We start from the raw sequence: 17,368 nt of genomic DNA, 5'->3' as shown, positions 1-17,368 counted from the left end.
ATACAAAAGTGTTCGGAATATTAACTTGGATGATTTTCGCTCTTACTTTGATGTTATGCGACTTCATCGTTGGCATTTTTTTAATTATTGCTGGTATTAAATATCGTAAATCACTTACTATTATGGCTGGTTTCATTAGCATATCGCTTATTGTTGTTCCTATCATTTGTATAGGTTATGGAATAGATTTAGAGGGGATTGTTCCAATTTCGGGAACTTTATATTGGTGTTTCTTCTCTTTGGCTGGACTATTAGCTATTATAAGCGGAAGACAAATATCCAGTATTCGTGCTATGGGAATGGTTTTATTTATAACAGGGCTGTGCTCCGTAACTGGTTATCATTTTTTATATTTAACTCTTTAAACAGACAAAAAAGCAGGGAAATTAATTCCCTGCTTTTCTATTTGGTTTATTGCCTGATGGTAAGAAGAACGATAATACCCAAGCAATCCCTGCGAGTATCGTCGCAATTAAGAAGGCATCGTTAATACCGTTAATTGCAGATAACTTCGAAATTTGTCCAAATAATAGTTGCGTGCTCATCGCATCTCCTGCTTGCGCTGATCCAGCGATCGCTGCTAAACTTTGCCCCATGCCGTGTACTTTATCAACTAAGATTGGGTTTGACGTTGTTAACATGTTGCCGTAATCTGCTACGTGAGCAGTCGTTTGCTGCGTCATAAGTGTGATTAAAATCGCTGTTCCAATTGAACCAGCTACTTGTCTTGACGTATTTTGCGTTGCTGTACCGTGAGAAATTAATTTCATCGGCAGTGCGTTCATACCTGCTGTCATAATTGGCATCATAATGAATGACATACCAATCGAACGTATAATATAATCCGTCATAATAACGCTATACGGTGTATCCATCGATAACGTTGTGAATTCATATGTCGCAAACGTTGTAATGGCTAAACCGACAATTGCTAACGGACGAATACCATACTTATCAAATAGTTTACCTGCAATAGGTCCCATGATCCCCATAATTAATGATCCTGGAAGTAGTAATAAACCTGATTCTATCGGTGTGAAACCGCGAATGTTTTGCAGATATACCGGAAGTAATAACATACCTCCGAATAATGCCATCGTAACAATTGCATTAATTACTAAAGTAAAAGTAAATACTGGGTATTTAAACACTTGTAAATCAAGCATTTTGTTGTCCGTTGTTAGCTCTCTCCAAATAAATACCGCAATACCTACTACACCAATGATAAGTGAAATAACAACCTCTGCACTAGTCCAACTATTATTTCCTGCTTCACTAAATCCGTACAATAAGCTACCTAGTCCAATACTTGAACTAACAACACCGAATACATCTAACTTCGTTTTAGATACCGGCTGAGCTAGTGTAAAGAATTTTAAAGATAGGAATGTAATAATTAAACCGATAATAAACATCGCATAGAACATTAAGTTCCAGCTATAGTTTTCAATCACCCAGCCCGTTACAGTTGGTCCGATAGCTGGTGCTAAAATCATCGCTACACCTAGTAATCCCATCGCTGCTCCGCGCTTATGAGGCGGGAATAATGTCATGAAAATATTCATACCAACCGGCATTAAAATACCTGCACCCACCGCCTGAATAACGCGGCCCGTCATCATCATTGTAAAGTTTCCTGAAATAGCACAAATGATAGATCCTACCGTGAAGAATAACATTGCCGCTACGAATAATTTACGATACGTAAATCGTGAAACTAAAAAGGCACTAATCGGTACTAAAATACCATTTACAAGCATGAAACCTGTAATTAACCATTGTGCTGTTGAAGTTGATACGTTAAATTCGTTCATTAACGGAGGCAATGCAACGTTAATAATTGTTTGGTTTAAAATAGAAACGAACATGCCGAGAATTAATACAGCTACAACTGCTTTTACGTTCACATTTTCTACAGGCGTAGACATTTGTTTTTTCGGCGCTTCTTTTTCTTGTTTTACTTCTTCTTGCTTTCCTGTTTCTAACTCAACTACATTAGAAATTTCTGCTTCTTGCTTTCGTTCAATTTCTTTCTCTTCTGTTTCTACCTTACTTACTTCTATTTTATTTACGGCTGGGACTTGTTCTTCTCCCACGTTCGTTTTTTTCTTTCGTAAAAGACGATTTACAAGGAAGAAGACGATTATACAAAATAGTGCATATCCTGCAATTGCAATTGAGGACATCTCATCTCCCCCTTACTTATGAATACGAACTGACACATTCATTCCAGGAACAATATTTACTGATTTACTATGATCTAAAGAAATTTTAACTGGTACTACTTGTGTTACTTTCGTATAGTTCGCTGTTGCGTTGCTTGATGGTAACATAGAGAATGTATTCGCTGTTGTTAATCCAACTTGCTCTACTTTTCCTGATAAAGTTGTATCTGGGTATGCATCTACATACACATCTACATCTTGACCTTTTTGTACATCGTCAACATCTGTTTCTTCAATGTTTGCTGTTACCCATAAATTGTTCATATCAAATGCATAAGCAATTGGGCTACCTGCTCCAACGAAAGCATTTGTTGTTGCATTTGATTGCACAATTGTTGCATTTTGTGGAATTGTTACATCTACTGTTTGTTCTCCATTTGCTGCCGCTACAGTAACAGCACCTAATTTATCATTTTCATTGTAATTCTTTCCTACTTCAGCTTTCCAGTCAGTTAATTTACCTGCTACTGGTGATGCAATCGGAATTACCTTTCCATCAATTTTTGCATTTTCTGTTTTTAAATAATTTTCCGCTTGATTGTAATAGTAATAACCGCCAATACCGCCGCCAACTAGTACAATTAATGTGATAATGTTGATAATCACCATTCTTCGAAACTGATTCATTGCATTCCTCTCCTTATATCGCATATAATTTTTTTCTAAACTATTTACGTCCTTATTGTTTAGAGTGTTTAATTGTTAATTATATTAACTTTTAAACAAAAAAATCACACCATCTGCGGTGTAAATTGAAATTTATCTACCTGCGAGCGGTGCTGATTTCTGAAGGACTATCGTTTATAATTATAAATAATTATTTTGAATCTACAACCGACAATTTAAGTATGAAATGTCGCTTAAACAACAATATAATACCTATATGTTGTTTAAGTATAGAAAATTAAACGAGGGGAAGTAAAAATGTCTATTAAAAATACAAATGATCCACGTGTAAAGCGGACGAGACAACTCATACAGGATGCTTTTGTCGCTTTAGTAGGCGAAAAAGGATTTGATGATGTAACTGTTCAACATATTGCAGAACGTGCTCCTGTAAATCGCGCTACGTTTTATAGCCATTACCATGATAAATATGACCTATTAGACAAAAGCATTGAAGAAATGTTAGAGAAATTAACAGAAGTTATTAAGCCGAAAAATAGAAATAAAGAAGATTTTCAACTTACATTTGATTCACCACATCCGACATTTTTGGCTTTGTTCGAACATATTGCAGAAAATGTGAACTTCTATAACGTTATGCTTGGTGATAAAGCCGCTGGAAACTACTCTTATAAAATGATGAAAACAATACAAACACATTTAACATTAAGCCTGTCTATTTCACAGCCAGATGATAAAGATCTTATGGTTCCTCGTGATATTTTAATTAGTTATGTGACAGGAGCTCATATCGGGATGATTATGTCATGGTTAAAAAGAGGGATGATTTATACCCCGCATTTTATGGCTATGCAATTAACTCGTTTAATCATTTTAGGAGCTCATACTGCTGCAGGATTAGAACGACCTTTTTAAAACATAAAAAAGCGAAGGAAAATCTCCTTCGCTTTTTCTATTAATTAAATGTAATGTTATGTACAGCCTCTTTATCAAGACGTTTAATAACTTCTACAATTAACTTCACTGCATTTTCATAGTCATCACGGTGTAACATTGCCGCATGAGAATGAATGTAGCGCGTTGCAATCGTAATTGCCATAGACGGAATACCATTTGCAGAAATGTGAATTGCGCCTGCATCCGTTCCACCGCCCGCTACTGAATCATATTGATACGGGATTTGTAATTCGTCAGCAACATCAACTACAAAGTCACGTAAACCTGTATGTCCAATAACAGAAGCATCATATAAAATGATCTGTGGTCCATCACCCATTTTACTTTGCGCTTCTTTTGCCGTTACACCTGGTGTGTCACCAGCGATACCAACATCTACTGCGAATGCAATATCTGGTTTAATATAGTTCGCAGATGTTTTCGCACCACGAAGACCAACTTCTTCTTGTACAGTCCCTACGCCGTATACAACGTTTGGATGCTTTTCATCTTTTAATTGTTTTAATACGTCAATTGCAATTGCACAACCAATTCGGTTATCCCATGCTTTTGCAAGTAACATTTTTTCATTTTTCATCACTTGGAATTCAAAGTAAGGTACAACTTGATCGCCAGGTCGTACGCCCCACTCCATTGCCTCTTCTTGGCTAGAAGCACCAATATCGATGAACATGTCTTTAATTTCAACTGGCTTTTTACGCGCTTCTGGAGGTAAGATGTGTGGTGGTTTTGAACCAATTACACCTGTTACATCTCCTTTACGCGTTACAATTGTCACGCGCTGCGCAAGCATAACTTGTGACCACCAGCCACCAACTGTTTGGAAACGAAGGAAACCTTTGTCATCAATTTGCGTAATCATAAAGCCAACTTCATCTAAATGACCTGCAACCATAATTTTCGGGCCGTTTTCTTCCCCTATTTTTTTCGCAACTAAACTTCCTAAATTATCAGTAGAAAGTTCGTCCGCAAACGGCTCAATATATTTCTTCATTACTTCGCGTGGTTCACGCTCGTTACCCGCAATACCACGTGCATCTGTTAATTCTTTTAGCATTGTCAATGTCGCGTCTAATTTTGTCATTGCCAACACCCTCCTTTTTCTTCAGTCACTTCATTATACAAAAGGAAATTGAAATATTCAAAAATTAAATCAGTATCCTTGTGTTTGACGCTGATGATTTACTTCATTTTTATCTAAATATGCCTTTTCAATTTCTTCTTGCTCAAACTCTAGCGCTTGTCCAAGTCGAAGGTAGCTTGTAAATAATTCAATATAGTTCGTAATAGATGGTTGATCTGTAAAACGAATTACTTTCGCATATGTGTCTAAGAAAATTTCTACTTGTGTTTTATTCGTTTGTGCACATTTATAGAATAGGAAGTTTTTATCAATACCTAAATCAATTCCGATTGATAAAATAAAATGCAAGCCATCTACGTATTCTTCTAATATTACTTCACGTTCTGATGCTGGTTTGTTGCTCCAATATTTAAAACAACGTGTTTCATTTGCAAGTTCTCCAATTTCTACAAGAAGAGCTAACATTTTTTCTTTTAACAACTTTTTCGGTTGTAAATCATGCTCTTTCACAATACGGTCATCTAATTCTTTTTGTAATTTAAATAGTTGTAGTAAGTCCATTCTATTGTCCTCCTCCAACATCGCATTTTACGCAACAATGTTGTTTCATCTCAAAGTTCATTATTATTTTTCGTTTCTTATTAATAAGTCAGCCATTTATCTCTTTACAAAATAGCTTGTCCTTAATTTACAAATACGTTTCAATCATCACTATTAGATTGTTCACTCCGATTGGTGATAGTTAATCATTATCCGGGGATTGTCCACTGATAAAAAATTTATTTTATCTGATGAAAGTTGCATATCATCTTTCCATTATAGCAGTGTCGTTTCAGGTAGGAAAGATACTCTTCTTTCCAAAGGGGGATAATTGAAAAAAGCCAGGAGAATTCTCCTGGCTTCATATATATATTCTTCTATATCGCTATAGCTTTTATATTGATTTTGTCATATCGATAACGACATACTTCTCTTTGCATACAAATAAAAAAACCTTAGAAGAAAAATCTTCTAAGGTTTCAACTAATTAATTAGTTAATGTTGTTTTTTGCAACTGTTGCTAATTCAGCGAAAGCTTTTTCGTCATGAACAGCTAAGTCAGCAAGCATCTTGCGGTTAACTTCGATGCCAGCATTTTTAAGACCGTGCATTAAACGGCTGTAAGAAAGACCATTCATACGAGCTGCTGCGTTGATACGTGTAATCCATAATTTACGGAAGTCACGTTTCTTTTGACGACGGTCACGGAATGCATACATTAAAGATTTCATAACCTGTTGGTTAGCAACCTTGAATAATGTACTCTTAGAACCGTAGTAACCTTTTGCTAATTTTATAACTTTTTTACGACGTTGACGAGTAACTGTACCACCTTTTACTCTTGGCATAATATTACCTCCTAATTGTTCTATATATCAGCCGAACTTATTTTAAGTTGTCAAGCATTTGACGAATGCGTTTGAAGTCACCAGCGCTTACTACACCAGCTTTACGTAGTTTACGTTTAGCTTTTGTAGATTTGTTAGCGAATAAATGGCTTGTGTAAGCGTGAGAACGTTTCAGTTTACCTGATCCAGTCTTTTTGAAACGCTTTGCAGAGCCGCGATGAGTTTTTTGTTTAGGCATAGGTATTTCCTCCTCTATCTATTACTTATCGTTTTTCGGTGCTAAAACTAAGAACATACTACGTCCTTCCATTTTAGGCTTAGATTCAATTGTACTAACTTCAGCACAAGCTTCTGAGAAGCGATCTAAAACACGTTGACCGATTTCTTTATGAGTAATGGCACGTCCTTTAAAGCGAATTGACGCTTTAACCTTGTCGCCTTTCTCTAAAAACTTGATAGCATTACGAAGTTTTGTGTTAAAGTCGTGTTCATCAATTGTTGGACTTAAACGAACTTCTTTCATGCTAATTACTTTTTGATTTTTGCGCTGTTCTTTTTCTTTCTTCTGTTGCTCAAAGCGGAATTTACCGTAGTCCATAATGCGGCATACTGGCGGTTTCGCATTTGGAGCAACTAATACTAAATCAAGATTAAGATTTGCAGCTAAGTCTAAAGCGTCATTACGAGACTTGATTCCAAGTTGATCGCCATTTGCACCAACTAAACGTACTTCACGTGCACGAATTTGCTCGTTAATCATCATATCCTTGCTAATAGTAAGCCACCTCCAAGGTTTTTTCAGAACATCTTTTGTAGTCATAGAACCCGACAAAAAAAGTGCGGGCATACGACACCCACACTTGTAAATTCTTAAGTAAGAAATACATTTACCTGTAAACTGCGAATGCGTCCATCAGGTGAGAAGCGGGTGCTTCTACTTGTTCCACAAAACAATATTCTATTATCCTTGATGAGTTTATCATAGGACATGACGTCTGTCAAGAAGACGCTATGTGTTTTACTAACAACAAGAAATATTGTAACAAACAACTAACATACTTGCAATACTTTTTTATGATAAGTATAGTTTGGTTATTTTTTCTAGTTTTTCTTTTTTATAATACATACGAAAGCCGCGGTATACCGCGGCTTTGTCTTATCGTTTTCCTTCTACTTTAATCATATCAACAAAAGCATCTAATGCAATTGTTTCTGATTTTTGTTCACCATATTTACGTACGTTTACGCCGTTTTCAGTTACTTCATTGTCACCTACTACAAGCATGTACGGAATTTTTTGCATTTGTGCTTCACGGATTTTGTAACCAATTTTCTCTTCACGAGTATCTAATTCAACACGGATACCAGCACGACGTAATTCATCTTGTACTTTCTTCGCATAGTCTAAATGTACTTGCGGAGAAACTGGAATTACTTGCGCTTGAACTGGAGCTAACCAAGTTGGGAATGCACCTTTGTATTCTTCAATTAAGAAGGCTACGAAACGTTCCATAGTTGATACAACACCACGGTGAATTACAACTGGACGATGTTGTTTACCGTCTTCACCAACGTAAGATAATTCAAAGCGTTCTGGAAGTAAGAAGTCTAATTGTACAGTTGAAAGTGTTTCGTCTTTTCCAAGAGCAGTACGAACTTGAACGTCAAGTTTTGGACCGTAGAATGCCGCTTCACCTTCAGCTTCATAGTAATCAAGACCCATTTCATCCATAGCTTCTTTTAACATACCTTGTGCTTTTTCCCACATCTCATCATCAGCATAGTACTTTTTAGTATCAGCTGGGTCACGATAAGATAGACGGAATGAATAGTTCTCTAAACCAAAATCTTTGTACACTTCTAGAGTTAAGTTTACAACACGTTTTAACTCTTCTTTAATTTGATCTGGGCGAACGAAAATGTGCGCATCGTTTAAAGTCATTCCGCGTACACGTTGTAATCCAGATAATGCTCCAGACATTTCATAGCGGTGCATTGTTCCAAGTTCCGCAATACGGATTGGTAATTCACGGTAGCTGTGAATATCATTTTTATAAACCATCATGTGGTGAGGGCAGTTCATTGGACGAAGAACTAACTCTTCATTATCCATTTCCATTGATGGGAACATACCATCACGGTAGTGATTCCAGTGACCAGAAGTTTCATAAAGCTCTCTGCTTCCTAGTACTGGAGTGTATACGTGATCATAGCCTAAGCTTGCTTCTTTATCAACGATGTAACGCTCGATAATGCGGCGGATAGTTGCACCTTTTGGTAACCAAAGTGGTAAACCTTGTCCTACTTTTTGGCTATTAGTAAATAGTTTTAATTCTTTACCTAATTTACGGTGATCGCGCTCTTTCGCTTCTTCAAGCATACGTAAGTGCTCATCTAATTCTGCTTTCTTAACGAATGCAGTACCGTAAATACGTTGTAGCATTTTATTATTGCTATCGCCGCGCCAGTAAGCACCTGCAACGCTTAATAATTTAAATACTTTAATTTTCCCTGTAGATGGAAGGTGAACACCACGGCAAAGGTCGAAGAATTCGCCTTGCTCGTAGATTGAAATAACTGCATCTTCTGGAAGATCGTTAATTAAATCTAATTTTAACTCATCGCCGATTTCTTCAAAGCGACGAAGTGCTTCTGCACGTGGCACTTCATGACGAACGATTTCTAAGTTCTCGTTCACAATTTTTTGCATTTCTTTTTCGATTTTCTTGAAGTCTTCAACTGTAATTGCTTCTTCCATATCAATATCGTAGTAGAAGCCATTTTCAATCACTGGACCAATGCCGAGCTCAAGCTTAGCATCTTTATATAAACGTTTTAACGCTTGTGCTAATAGGTGGGCTGTTGAATGGCGTAAAATGTATAAGCCATCTTCAGAATCTAATGTAATAATAGAAACTGCACCATCTTCTTCGATTGGTGTAACAAGATCGATCATCTCATCGTTTAATTTTCCAGCCACAGCTTTTTTCTTTAAGCCTGGGCTAATAGAAGCTGCGATTTCTTCAGTTGTTACGCCTTTTGGAAACTCCTTCACAGCTCCATCAGGGAAAGTAATTTTAACTACATCTGCCATCACTGGTCACTCCTCTTTTTTTCAAAATAAAAAACACTCATCCCGTAAAAAGGGACGAGTGTTGAATTCGTGGTTCCACCCTTGTTCCAATTAACATTATTGTTAATTGCTCAAGTTCAACATAACGGTGTTGTCCGTTAGCAATTACTAGAAAAAACCGTTCACTGCTAAAGTTTAGAGGTGGTAAGTAATAATCCCGTACTAGGAAGCTCACACCCTAAGGCTTCCCTCTCTGAAAATCGTAGAAAACTACTCATGTCCTCATCATGACATTTCAATATATTTCATTTATGTAGGTAATTATATGCTCAAAAACTTAGAAAATCAAGGGCGTTACCTTTATTTTTTAAATTTTTCACATTGCGCTCAAACTCATGTAATCCATGTAATTGGACCCGTTCTTGAAATACATTTCGCAAAGTAATAATCATATTATGGTCTTGTTCTTTCGTATATAAATAAATTTTTTTCGGCGAAATAGAAAGAAGTGGTGCAATTACTTTCGTATCAATATATACATCCTTTTGCTTTAATAATTCCTCGTCTATATATTGGACCAATTTCTCCTGTTTTAAACGTCTACCTTTATCATCATAGAAAATAAAACTTTCATCAAAAATAAGATGCACACAGGACAAACGTGATTTTCGGCTGCGCACTTGTTGCCTTAGCGTCTCAATAAACATTTGATATTCTTGTTCCAACTTATACTCATCAATCGACAATTCAGCAAGCTTAGCTACCATTTCCCTATATGTACGAAGGCGAAAACGAACATATGATGAAAACGAGAACGAAAGCGGATCACAAAGCCAGTTATTTAAAGAAGATTTAATATATGATTCAAATGTGTGACGTGTTAATTCACGAGCAATCCCTTTTCTTCTTCCCTTTAAAATCTCTTGTGCCATATGCAATATTTGATGACACTCTTCCTCTTCTTCATAAAAAAACTTCTCTTTTAAGATTGTATAAATCCACTTATTTTGCTTTACATTCACAATGAAACATACCATTACCGGCAATAAAATCTTTTCAATATAATTCGATTCACATACTGGTATGTGAATCACCACTTTTTGTTCCTGTAAATACACACTCGTTTCCTTATATAACAGTTCCGCTCTTTTCAATAGTTGTCTATATACATGCATAGCATCATTTTTTTCTTCGAAGCAAATTTCAATCACTTTTGTCCCCCCTTTTATCCCTGCTCTAAAGGATTGTATCTATACGTTACAAATCCTATAAGAGTCCGTCCCGCGTGAAGTTCACTCTTAGTAGAATTACATTTCCTATCGTTAGAAAATCCACTCAATATGGCTTGCTAATTTTATATATATTAAGGGAGGGAGAAAAAAATGATACAAGCTACAATGAATTTTCTATAAGAAGTTTTTCGTTTTGCAATTCACCTATTCTGAAAAGTGTTCAAAACGAAAAAAGAGCAAGCTTTTCAGCTTACTCTTTACTTATGACGTCGGTTTTTCCCGCCAATCGGAATTGGCTTCGCTAAATATTTAATTCGTTCCATAATACGCGCTGCTTTCATTTGTTCTGCTTCACCACGCTGTGTATACGTTAAATGATGTTCCAATTCCTTGAAATCAAAGTTAGACGTAAAGAACGTCGGTAAGTTTTCTAACATACGGAATTGCAAAATGGCACCAAGCACATCGTCACGCACAAAACTTGACATCGCTTCTGCTCCGATATCATCTAGCATTAAAACTTGTACGCGTTTCACCGCATCAATCTTTTCCCCAATCGAATTATCTTGAATCGAACTTTTAATTTCACGTAAAAATTCAGGGAAGTATACGAGCATCGAACTTATTTTCTTTTGAGCAAGTTCATTCGCCATTGCTCCTAACAAATACGTTTTCCCTACACCAAATTTACCGTACAAATATAAACCTTGTACTTTTTTACCAGGTTCATATGTACTTAAAAATTCATTAGCTGCACCAATTGCATCAATACGCGCATCTAAATCTGAAGGATCTAAGTTTTCCATCGTTGCCTGTAAAATGTCAGTTGGCATATATACACTTTGAACGAGTTTTTCATATTTCTTTCTCTCGTCATATGCTACTTTTCTAACGCAACGATCGTATTGAATATCAATCATCTTCCCTTGGATAACGAGCTTTGGCTCATATCCTTGCAGCATGTTTTTACACGAACCTAGATCCGGACAATCCGCACAACCTACACTTTGTCCAATATATTCGTATAACTTCACAAGGCTGCGCTCAATCATAGAAGTTGTTACTTCACCTTGATGTTCGTCTATAAATTCTTTCACACGCGGATGCGCCATTACTTCCGCCTTTAATACTTCATATCTATTTTTAAAATTTTTATTTTCCATTAACTTTGCAAATGAATTTTGAATATGCTCCATTTTCTCACCTCAAAGAGCGTTCATTCTCTTCTATTAATCACGCTTATATTTTTTTAACACTTCTTCTAGTCGTTTTCGTTCATCATCTAACGTACTTGCATCTTTTTTCTTACTTACATCTTTCTTCACTGTTTCTTTCTCTTGTTCTTTCGGCTCTTCTTTCAGCCAATCTGGTACCATTTCTTTTCTTATCGTTTTCTTCGACGTACGGCCTTTTTTCTTCGTCTCAGCCCATTCTTGATATTGACGGTTTTCTTCTTTCGCTAACGCCATTGCTTCAGCTACTGTACCGACCTTTTTACGTGCCCAATGCCCAGCAATTTTCTCCACATACGTTTTCGCAAGCTTCATATCTGAGCGTAGCATAACGTAATAAATAAGTACATTCACAACACCTGGCGTTAATTTTTGATTGATCATTACATCTTCAACGATCTGCAAGTCAGCCTTTGTCGCCTCTGCACCACCAGAGATTTCTTTTAATAGTTGTTTTGGTGAGATTTCCTCTAACTGTTTTATTAACATCTCTTCTTGTGTAGAAGGCTCTTTTCCTTCCATCATACGTGCAGCGTGAGGTTGTACTCTTTCACTTAATACAGGTAACGCTTGACCGTTTTCGAACTGATACCAATCACGTGCTCCTTTTCTAAGCCTTTCGGTATCAATTGTCTGCATCTCTGTCACCGTACCAAGAACGATATTTTGCATCGATAACACATCTACATCGTACACGTAAGCAAGTGTAATGACACATTCTCGCACTTGATCTGTAATCGCCTTTTTAGGGACAAGAGCGGACAAGCCATCTACAAATAAGGAGAAATCAAAGAAATCATTCCAAACTTTTGGAGCGTCTCCCTTCTCGTTACTTGGCATAGCTGTCGTTTTTGGAATACGAAGATCTTCTTGCGCATGCTCAAGCTGTCCTGGATTAAACGAACCAAACACATCATTGAAAGAACGCGTAACATTTTCATAAGAAGCAAAATCAAATTCTTCTTCTAAGAAATATTGCTTTACTTGATTATATTTTGTCCGACTCAATCGATTGTATAAAAAGATGCTTAACACAATATCATCAAAAAACTGCTTCGGAGATAAAGGTGGTTGCAATTCATATATAAACATTCGAATATCTTTTTCTTTCTTAATATATACCTTCAAAAGCCCAATTGCTTCTAACTTTACTCGTTCCTCATATATTTCGGGAAGCTGCATCTGCATGGTCACCATAAGGGAATGATGTGTATTCTCTTTTCCAAACACACGATCTTGCTCTAACTCTCCCCATAGCGTCATGTACAAACTAAAAGCTCTACTACCTATTAACGGCTGATACAACATCGTTAACACTTTTCGGTCGTAATTATGCAATAACCCTTTCGCACTTACTTTATAACGATCAATTGGCAATAGCTCCATCCATGACTGTTTTTCCATTCTTGCTTTTCCTTTCTCTCATCCAATCTATCCTCTACTTCATTCGTTCTATCTTCATTATATAATTGCTTAGCGAAAAAGAGCTATTAGCTTTCGCTTCTAGCTCTCTTATCTCATTACTACGGTATGTAAAGAGAATAAAATACAACTTCTACTCTCTTTCTTTTTGCAGTATATCTTTTAATTCTTCAATAAATACATTTAAATCTTTAAATTGGCGATATACAGAAGCAAAACGCACGTAAGCAACATCATCAATATCACGCAGTTCTTCCATAACAATTTCACCAATCATATCACTTTTCACTTCTGATATACCTAAATTACGAAGTTCACGTTCCACACTTTGAGTTACTTCTTCTAATTGTCTTAAAGATACTGGTCTTTTTTCGCACGCTTTAATTAAGCCGCGCAAAATCTTTTCTTTATTAAATTCTTCTCGTGTGCCTTCTTTTTTTACAACGATAAGAGGTGACTCTTCTACTCTTTCAAATGTCGTAAAGCGACTTAAACAACTTTCACACTCTCTCCTTCTTCGAATAGAGCGCCCCTCGTCTACCGGACGCGAATCTAACACTCTTGTACCATTATGCGAACAGGATGGACAACGCAATATATTCACTCCTTTACACTATACTCTTTATTTTTTCTCTACTTACTTCATCTGACAATATATATACAATATTATATAACTCATTCTAACTCTCTTACCACTTTAAGTTTAAGCACATTATTTTATCATCTCGTTTTCAAAAATAAGATGGTAGATGGGGTGCTAACTTATTCGTAAGAGCTCAATTTATCTCACTAACGAGTACGTTATATTTTTCCTTTTTTATAAACTAAAAAAGAGGTGCATTATACACCTCTTTACATTTTAAATCAATTATGTTCTTTTTTAAAGAGCTTTTGTTTCTCTCTGCTTAATTTCGAAGCTACCAGTGCCTCGAGGAAGCTCGATGCTCTCACGCGTTTTCGCGTTTAAACCTTCTGCAATATATTCTGCAGCAACATTTGGATCAATACGATCCCCACAAGTATAAACATCAATACTTGCGTAACCGTGCTCCGGAAAGCTATGAATTGTTAAATGTGATTCCGAGATAATTACTACTCCACTTACACCTTGTGGTGCAAATTTATGGAAAGCAACCTCACGCACTTCAGCACCAGCTCTCAGTGCTGCATCCACAAATAATTGTTCAATATACGGCATGTCATTAAGCTTGTCGAAATCGCAATCCCAAAGTTCAGCGATTACGTGACGACCCATCGTATCCATAGTATCCATTCTACAGTTCCCCCTTGTAAATTTATTCTAACTGTTCGAATTGAAAACTAATTTGCAATTTGGCTTGCTCCACTACCACGGGGGAAAGTTAGTCCAGAGAGGTCCTAACCCTTTAAGTAGTGACTACGTACCTCAGCTCTTAAGTTTACGAGTGTTAGTATACTTTGTTTATTTTCATTTTGCAACAACAGTTTTTTCGATTTTCTGTCATATTTTCCTCTTTACTTTTCCCTAAAAAAAATAAATGATTCACAAATACAGTAATCACAACGTTTCGTGGTATGTCCACTTTCAAAAATATACTCCTATAATTTTTTTCCTTTTCAGAAAAAAATAAAAAAAGAGGGCAAATATTCACTTGCCCTCTCCCTTATTCACTTAAATATGTTGCACATTTTTTTGTTTCGCTAATTCGTCAACAACTAACGTTACAAGATCTACAACACGACGAGAGTAGCCCCACTCGTTATCATACCAAGCAAGTACTTTCACTTTACGATCACCCATTACCATTGTAGATAAACCATCAATAATAGCTGAGTGTGTATTTGTATTAAAGTCAATAGATACTAAAGGCTCTTCGCTGAATTCTACAATGCCTTTTAACGCACCGTTTGCAACAGTTTTGAATGCTTCATTAATAGCTTCAACTGTCACATCACGTTTTACATCTACTACTAAGTCAACAAGAGACACGTTTGGCGTTGGTACACGAAGTGCCATACCATGAAGTTTTCCGTTTAAGTGCGGAAGAACTTTTGCAAGCGCTTTCGCGGCACCTGTCGTTGTCGGAATGATTGATTGTCCGCAAGCACGTGCTCTTCTTAAATCTTTATGTGGGTTATCAATATTTTTTTGGTCATTTGTATAAGCGTGAACAGTTGTCATTAAACCGTTTTCAATTCCAAACTGCTCATCTAACACCTTAACAACAGGCGCTAAACAGTTTGTTGTGCAAGATGCATTTGAAATAACAGTATGTTTTGTAATATCTAATTGGTCTTCGTTCACACCAACTACAATTGTTACATCTTCATTTTTACCAGGCGCTGTTAAAATAACTTTTTTCGCTCCAGCTTCAACATGAAGAATTGCTTTTTCTTTTGAATTAAATTTACCAGTTGCTTCAATTACAACTTCAACACCTAAATCTGTCCAAGGCAATTCCTTTGGATCGCGGTTGTTTAAAAGGCGAATCATTTTCCCATCAACTAACAAGTGATCTTCAAATGCTTCTACTGTTCCGTCAAACTTGCCGTGAACTGTATCATATTTAATTAAATGTGCTAACGTTTCAGATGGATAGCTTGCATTGATTGCTACAATTTCGAATGCGCTTTCTTTTATTGCCTGACGAAATACCATTCTCCCAATACGTCCAAATCCATTAATTGCCACACGAGTCATAATATGTTATCCCCCTTGAATGCGTTATACTATTTATCTCCAATCCCAATAATAGTATAACACAAAAAGGGGATATGTCACTAAGCATTTTCATTAATTTCACAATTTTTTAGTCAATAATGTTCCAATTCTTTAAAATCACCTGTAATTGTGTTTTCGTTCCCATAATTGTGCCATCATTATTTATCACTTCATCTGCATTCTTCACTTTTTCTTCTAACGGCATTTGAGATTGAATACGAGCTGTTGCTTCTTCTTCTGAAAAATTATTTCGTTTCATTAAACGTTCTAATTGCGTATGTGGCTTAACCGCTACAACTAATACGCGGTCAACGAGACTTGTTAATTTGCTTTCAAATAAGAGAGGTATATCTAACACAACCGCTTGCATACCTTCCTTTATGTACTTTTCCTTTTGTGTATTCATTTCCTCACGAACTGCAGGATGAACGATTTTATTTAACTGCAATCGTTTTTCTTCATTATAGAAAACGACACTTCCTAATTTCGGGCGATCCAATTCTCCATCTTCTTGTAATACTTCCGTTCCAAACACTTCTACAATTTTGTTATATGCTGGTTTTCCTCGTTCTACAACTTCTCGCGCAATAATATCTGCATCAATAACTGGTATACTCAGTTCACGAAACATTTGAGACACTGTACTTTTTCCGCTTGCAATGCCTCCCGTTAATCCAATTACTACTGTCATCATAATCCTCCTCACAATATAAAAGGCGCGAAACTAATGTTCCACGCCCATACTTACATTTTCCAAATTCCAATAATAATGAGTAATACCCCAGGCAGGAATGTAAATTTTTGTAACCACTTCATGTTTGATAAAACCGTTCCAAGTTTCATTCCAATAAATAAAAACAAAGAACTCATAACCGCAACTAATATCGCCATCATAGCGGGCGCATACCCTAATAAAGATGCACCAATTCCAGCACCGAACGAATCTATAGAAAGAGCGATACCAAGAAGCAATGCTTCTCCTGCGGAAATGGTGCCTGATTTATCAAAATCTGCAACAGTCGGTTTCCGTAAAATTTGAATCACTAGCCCGAGCGAAGCAATTTCTAATTTCCAAACCTTCTCCTCTTGCTTTGGTTCTTCTCTTTTCTCACTTCGAAAAAATTGATATAATACCCAAATTCCTATTCCAATAAGAACAAGCCCACCGATACGCGTTGCGATAACAGGTGAAAATATTTTCGCGATCATATGTCCAATTCCCATTGAAACAAGCATAACAGCCGCTGAACACATTCCGATAATTATAATTGATCTTAGTGGAATTCTTACGCTTCTTAAACCATATGTTAGCCCTACACTACAGCTATCTAAGCTTAATGTAAAAGCTAATAAAATAAGAGATAAATAAAGGTACATCGGTAAGCTCCTCCCTTATACATAGCCCTGCTGTATGTATATGACAAATG

At 36.4% G+C, this 17,368-nt stretch carries 18 protein-coding genes and 2 other annotated features; of the genes, 2 read left to right on the top strand and 16 right to left on the bottom strand.

The window, feature by feature from the left end:
• The first annotated feature begins 8 nt into the window (after positions 1–8).
• Complete coding sequence (locus tag DT250_RS23380; protein ID WP_088064545.1) at positions 9–365, top strand: ammonia permease; 357 nt, start codon at positions 9–11, stop codon at positions 363–365.
• Between the two features lie 21 nt (positions 366–386).
• Here DT250_RS23380 and DT250_RS23375 read toward each other — a convergent pair whose 3' ends face one another.
• On the bottom strand, positions 387–2,186 hold the full coding sequence (locus DT250_RS23375) for a DHA2 family efflux MFS transporter permease subunit (protein WP_087985376.1): 1,800 nt from the start codon (positions 2,184–2,186) through the stop codon (positions 387–389).
• Positions 2,187–2,198: 12 nt separating this feature from the next.
• The gene (locus DT250_RS23370; protein ID WP_001071411.1) at positions 2,199–2,852 is read right to left on the bottom strand and encodes an HlyD family secretion protein; all 654 of its coding nucleotides are present in this window, start codon (positions 2,850–2,852) and stop codon (positions 2,199–2,201) included.
• Between the two features lie 297 nt (positions 2,853–3,149).
• Here DT250_RS23370 and DT250_RS23365 point away from each other — a divergent pair, with 297 nt between their 5' ends.
• On the top strand, positions 3,150–3,767 hold the full coding sequence (locus tag DT250_RS23365) for a TetR/AcrR family transcriptional regulator (protein ID WP_048544339.1): 618 nt from the start codon (positions 3,150–3,152) through the stop codon (positions 3,765–3,767).
• Positions 3,768–3,807: 40 nt separating this feature from the next.
• On the opposite strand, the gene DT250_RS23360 is transcribed toward DT250_RS23365, so the two are convergent.
• The 14 genes from DT250_RS23360 to ytaF all read right to left on the bottom strand — a co-directional run bounded on the left by DT250_RS23360 (position 3,808) and on the right by ytaF (position 17,318).
• Entirely contained in the window at positions 3,808–4,893 is a 1,086-nt protein-coding gene (locus DT250_RS23360) for a M42 family metallopeptidase (protein ID WP_048544341.1), read from the bottom strand.
• A 69-nt stretch (positions 4,894–4,962) separates the two neighbouring features.
• Positions 4,963–5,454, bottom strand: a complete 492-nt coding sequence (locus DT250_RS23355; RefSeq protein ID WP_000365057.1) for a dUTP diphosphatase — start codon at positions 5,452–5,454, stop codon at positions 4,963–4,965.
• A 470-nt stretch (positions 5,455–5,924) separates the two neighbouring features.
• A complete protein-coding gene (rplT, locus tag DT250_RS23350; protein WP_001138364.1) occupies positions 5,925–6,281 on the bottom strand; it encodes a 50S ribosomal protein L20 in 357 nt (118 codons plus the stop codon).
• 37 nt (positions 6,282–6,318) lie between these two features.
• The gene (gene rpmI, locus DT250_RS23345; protein ID WP_001125946.1) at positions 6,319–6,519 is read right to left on the bottom strand and encodes a 50S ribosomal protein L35; all 201 of its coding nucleotides are present in this window, start codon (positions 6,517–6,519) and stop codon (positions 6,319–6,321) included.
• Positions 6,520–6,540: 21 nt separating this feature from the next.
• Positions 6,541–7,044: a translation initiation factor IF-3 gene (infC, locus tag DT250_RS23340; RefSeq protein WP_000973214.1), complete on the bottom strand. Its 504-nt coding sequence runs from the start codon at positions 7,042–7,044 to the stop codon at positions 6,541–6,543.
• A 62-nt stretch (positions 7,045–7,106) separates the two neighbouring features.
• Positions 7,107–7,227: a sequence feature (ribosomal protein L20 leader region), on the bottom strand.
• Between the two features lie 210 nt (positions 7,228–7,437).
• On the bottom strand, positions 7,438–9,375 hold the full coding sequence (gene thrS, locus DT250_RS23335; RefSeq protein WP_000786074.1) for a threonine--tRNA ligase: 1,938 nt from the start codon (positions 9,373–9,375) through the stop codon (positions 7,438–7,440).
• 47 nt (positions 9,376–9,422) lie between these two features.
• Positions 9,423–9,652, bottom strand: a binding site (T-box leader).
• A gap of 31 nt (positions 9,653–9,683) precedes the next feature.
• Positions 9,684–10,565: a putative sporulation protein YtxC gene (ytxC, locus tag DT250_RS23330; protein ID WP_088064546.1), complete on the bottom strand. Its 882-nt coding sequence runs from the start codon at positions 10,563–10,565 to the stop codon at positions 9,684–9,686.
• Between the two features lie 278 nt (positions 10,566–10,843).
• Positions 10,844–11,782 (bottom strand): primosomal protein DnaI, encoded by a 939-nt coding sequence (gene dnaI, locus DT250_RS23325; RefSeq protein WP_000400114.1) that lies wholly within the window; start codon positions 11,780–11,782, stop codon positions 10,844–10,846.
• A gap of 33 nt (positions 11,783–11,815) precedes the next feature.
• Positions 11,816–13,222, bottom strand: coding sequence for a replication initiation and membrane attachment family protein (locus DT250_RS23320; protein WP_087985378.1), 1,407 nt, complete (start codon positions 13,220–13,222; stop codon positions 11,816–11,818).
• 151 nt (positions 13,223–13,373) lie between these two features.
• Positions 13,374–13,835: a transcriptional regulator NrdR gene (nrdR, locus tag DT250_RS23315; RefSeq protein WP_001203687.1), complete on the bottom strand. Its 462-nt coding sequence runs from the start codon at positions 13,833–13,835 to the stop codon at positions 13,374–13,376.
• 285 nt (positions 13,836–14,120) lie between these two features.
• Entirely contained in the window at positions 14,121–14,504 is a 384-nt protein-coding gene (speD, locus tag DT250_RS23310; RefSeq protein ID WP_002003660.1) for an adenosylmethionine decarboxylase, read from the bottom strand.
• Positions 14,505–14,891: 387 nt separating this feature from the next.
• A complete protein-coding gene (locus DT250_RS23305) occupies positions 14,892–15,920 on the bottom strand; it encodes a glyceraldehyde-3-phosphate dehydrogenase (RefSeq protein WP_000198978.1) in 1,029 nt (342 codons plus the stop codon).
• 109 nt (positions 15,921–16,029) lie between these two features.
• The gene (gene coaE, locus DT250_RS23300) at positions 16,030–16,632 is read right to left on the bottom strand and encodes a dephospho-CoA kinase (protein ID WP_088064547.1); all 603 of its coding nucleotides are present in this window, start codon (positions 16,630–16,632) and stop codon (positions 16,030–16,032) included.
• A 53-nt stretch (positions 16,633–16,685) separates the two neighbouring features.
• Complete coding sequence (gene ytaF / locus DT250_RS23295; protein ID WP_149213763.1) at positions 16,686–17,318, bottom strand: sporulation membrane protein YtaF; 633 nt, start codon at positions 17,316–17,318, stop codon at positions 16,686–16,688.
• Positions 17,319–17,368 lie beyond the last annotated feature (50 nt).

Source organism: Bacillus sp. AR2-1, assembly GCF_008368755.1.
GTDB lineage: Bacteria > Bacillota > Bacilli > Bacillales > Bacillaceae_G > Bacillus_A > Bacillus_A wiedmannii.
The sequence above is the reverse complement of the archived record's forward strand: the minus strand, read 5'-3'. Positions and strand labels throughout refer to the sequence as shown.

Excerpts from the sequence above, each read along its gene's own strand:
- DT250_RS23375 (WP_087985376.1), bottom strand. The coding sequence starts at position 2,186 with ATGTCCTCAATTGCAATTGCAGGATATGCACTATTTTGTATAATCGTC.
- DT250_RS23370 (WP_001071411.1), bottom strand. The coding sequence starts at position 2,852 with ATGAATCAGTTTCGAAGAATGGTGATTATCAACATTATCACATTAATT.
- DT250_RS23365 (WP_048544339.1), top strand. The coding sequence starts at position 3,150 with ATGTCTATTAAAAATACAAATGATCCACGTGTAAAGCGGACGAGACAA.
- DT250_RS23360 (WP_048544341.1), bottom strand. The coding sequence starts at position 4,893 with ATGACAAAATTAGACGCGACATTGACAATGCTAAAAGAATTAACAGAT.
- DT250_RS23355 (WP_000365057.1), bottom strand. The coding sequence starts at position 5,454 with ATGGACTTACTACAACTATTTAAATTACAAAAAGAATTAGATGACCGT.
- rplT (WP_001138364.1), bottom strand. The coding sequence starts at position 6,281 with ATGCCAAGAGTAAAAGGTGGTACAGTTACTCGTCAACGTCGTAAAAAA.
- rpmI (WP_001125946.1), bottom strand. The coding sequence starts at position 6,519 with ATGCCTAAACAAAAAACTCATCGCGGCTCTGCAAAGCGTTTCAAAAAG.
- infC (WP_000973214.1), bottom strand. The coding sequence starts at position 7,044 with ATGATGATTAACGAGCAAATTCGTGCACGTGAAGTACGTTTAGTTGGT.
- thrS (WP_000786074.1), bottom strand. The coding sequence starts at position 9,375 with ATGGCAGATGTAGTTAAAATTACTTTCCCTGATGGAGCTGTGAAGGAG.
- dnaI (WP_000400114.1), bottom strand. The coding sequence starts at position 11,782 with ATGGAGCATATTCAAAATTCATTTGCAAAGTTAATGGAAAATAAAAAT.
- DT250_RS23320 (WP_087985378.1), bottom strand. The coding sequence starts at position 13,222 with ATGGAAAAACAGTCATGGATGGAGCTATTGCCAATTGATCGTTATAAA.
- speD (WP_002003660.1), bottom strand. The coding sequence starts at position 14,504 with ATGGATACGATGGGTCGTCACGTAATCGCTGAACTTTGGGATTGCGAT.
- DT250_RS23305 (WP_000198978.1), bottom strand. The coding sequence starts at position 15,920 with ATGACTCGTGTGGCAATTAATGGATTTGGACGTATTGGGAGAATGGTA.
- coaE (WP_088064547.1), bottom strand. The coding sequence starts at position 16,632 with ATGACAGTAGTAATTGGATTAACGGGAGGCATTGCAAGCGGAAAAAGT.
- ytaF (WP_149213763.1), bottom strand. The coding sequence starts at position 17,318 with ATGTACCTTTATTTATCTCTTATTTTATTAGCTTTTACATTAAGCTTA.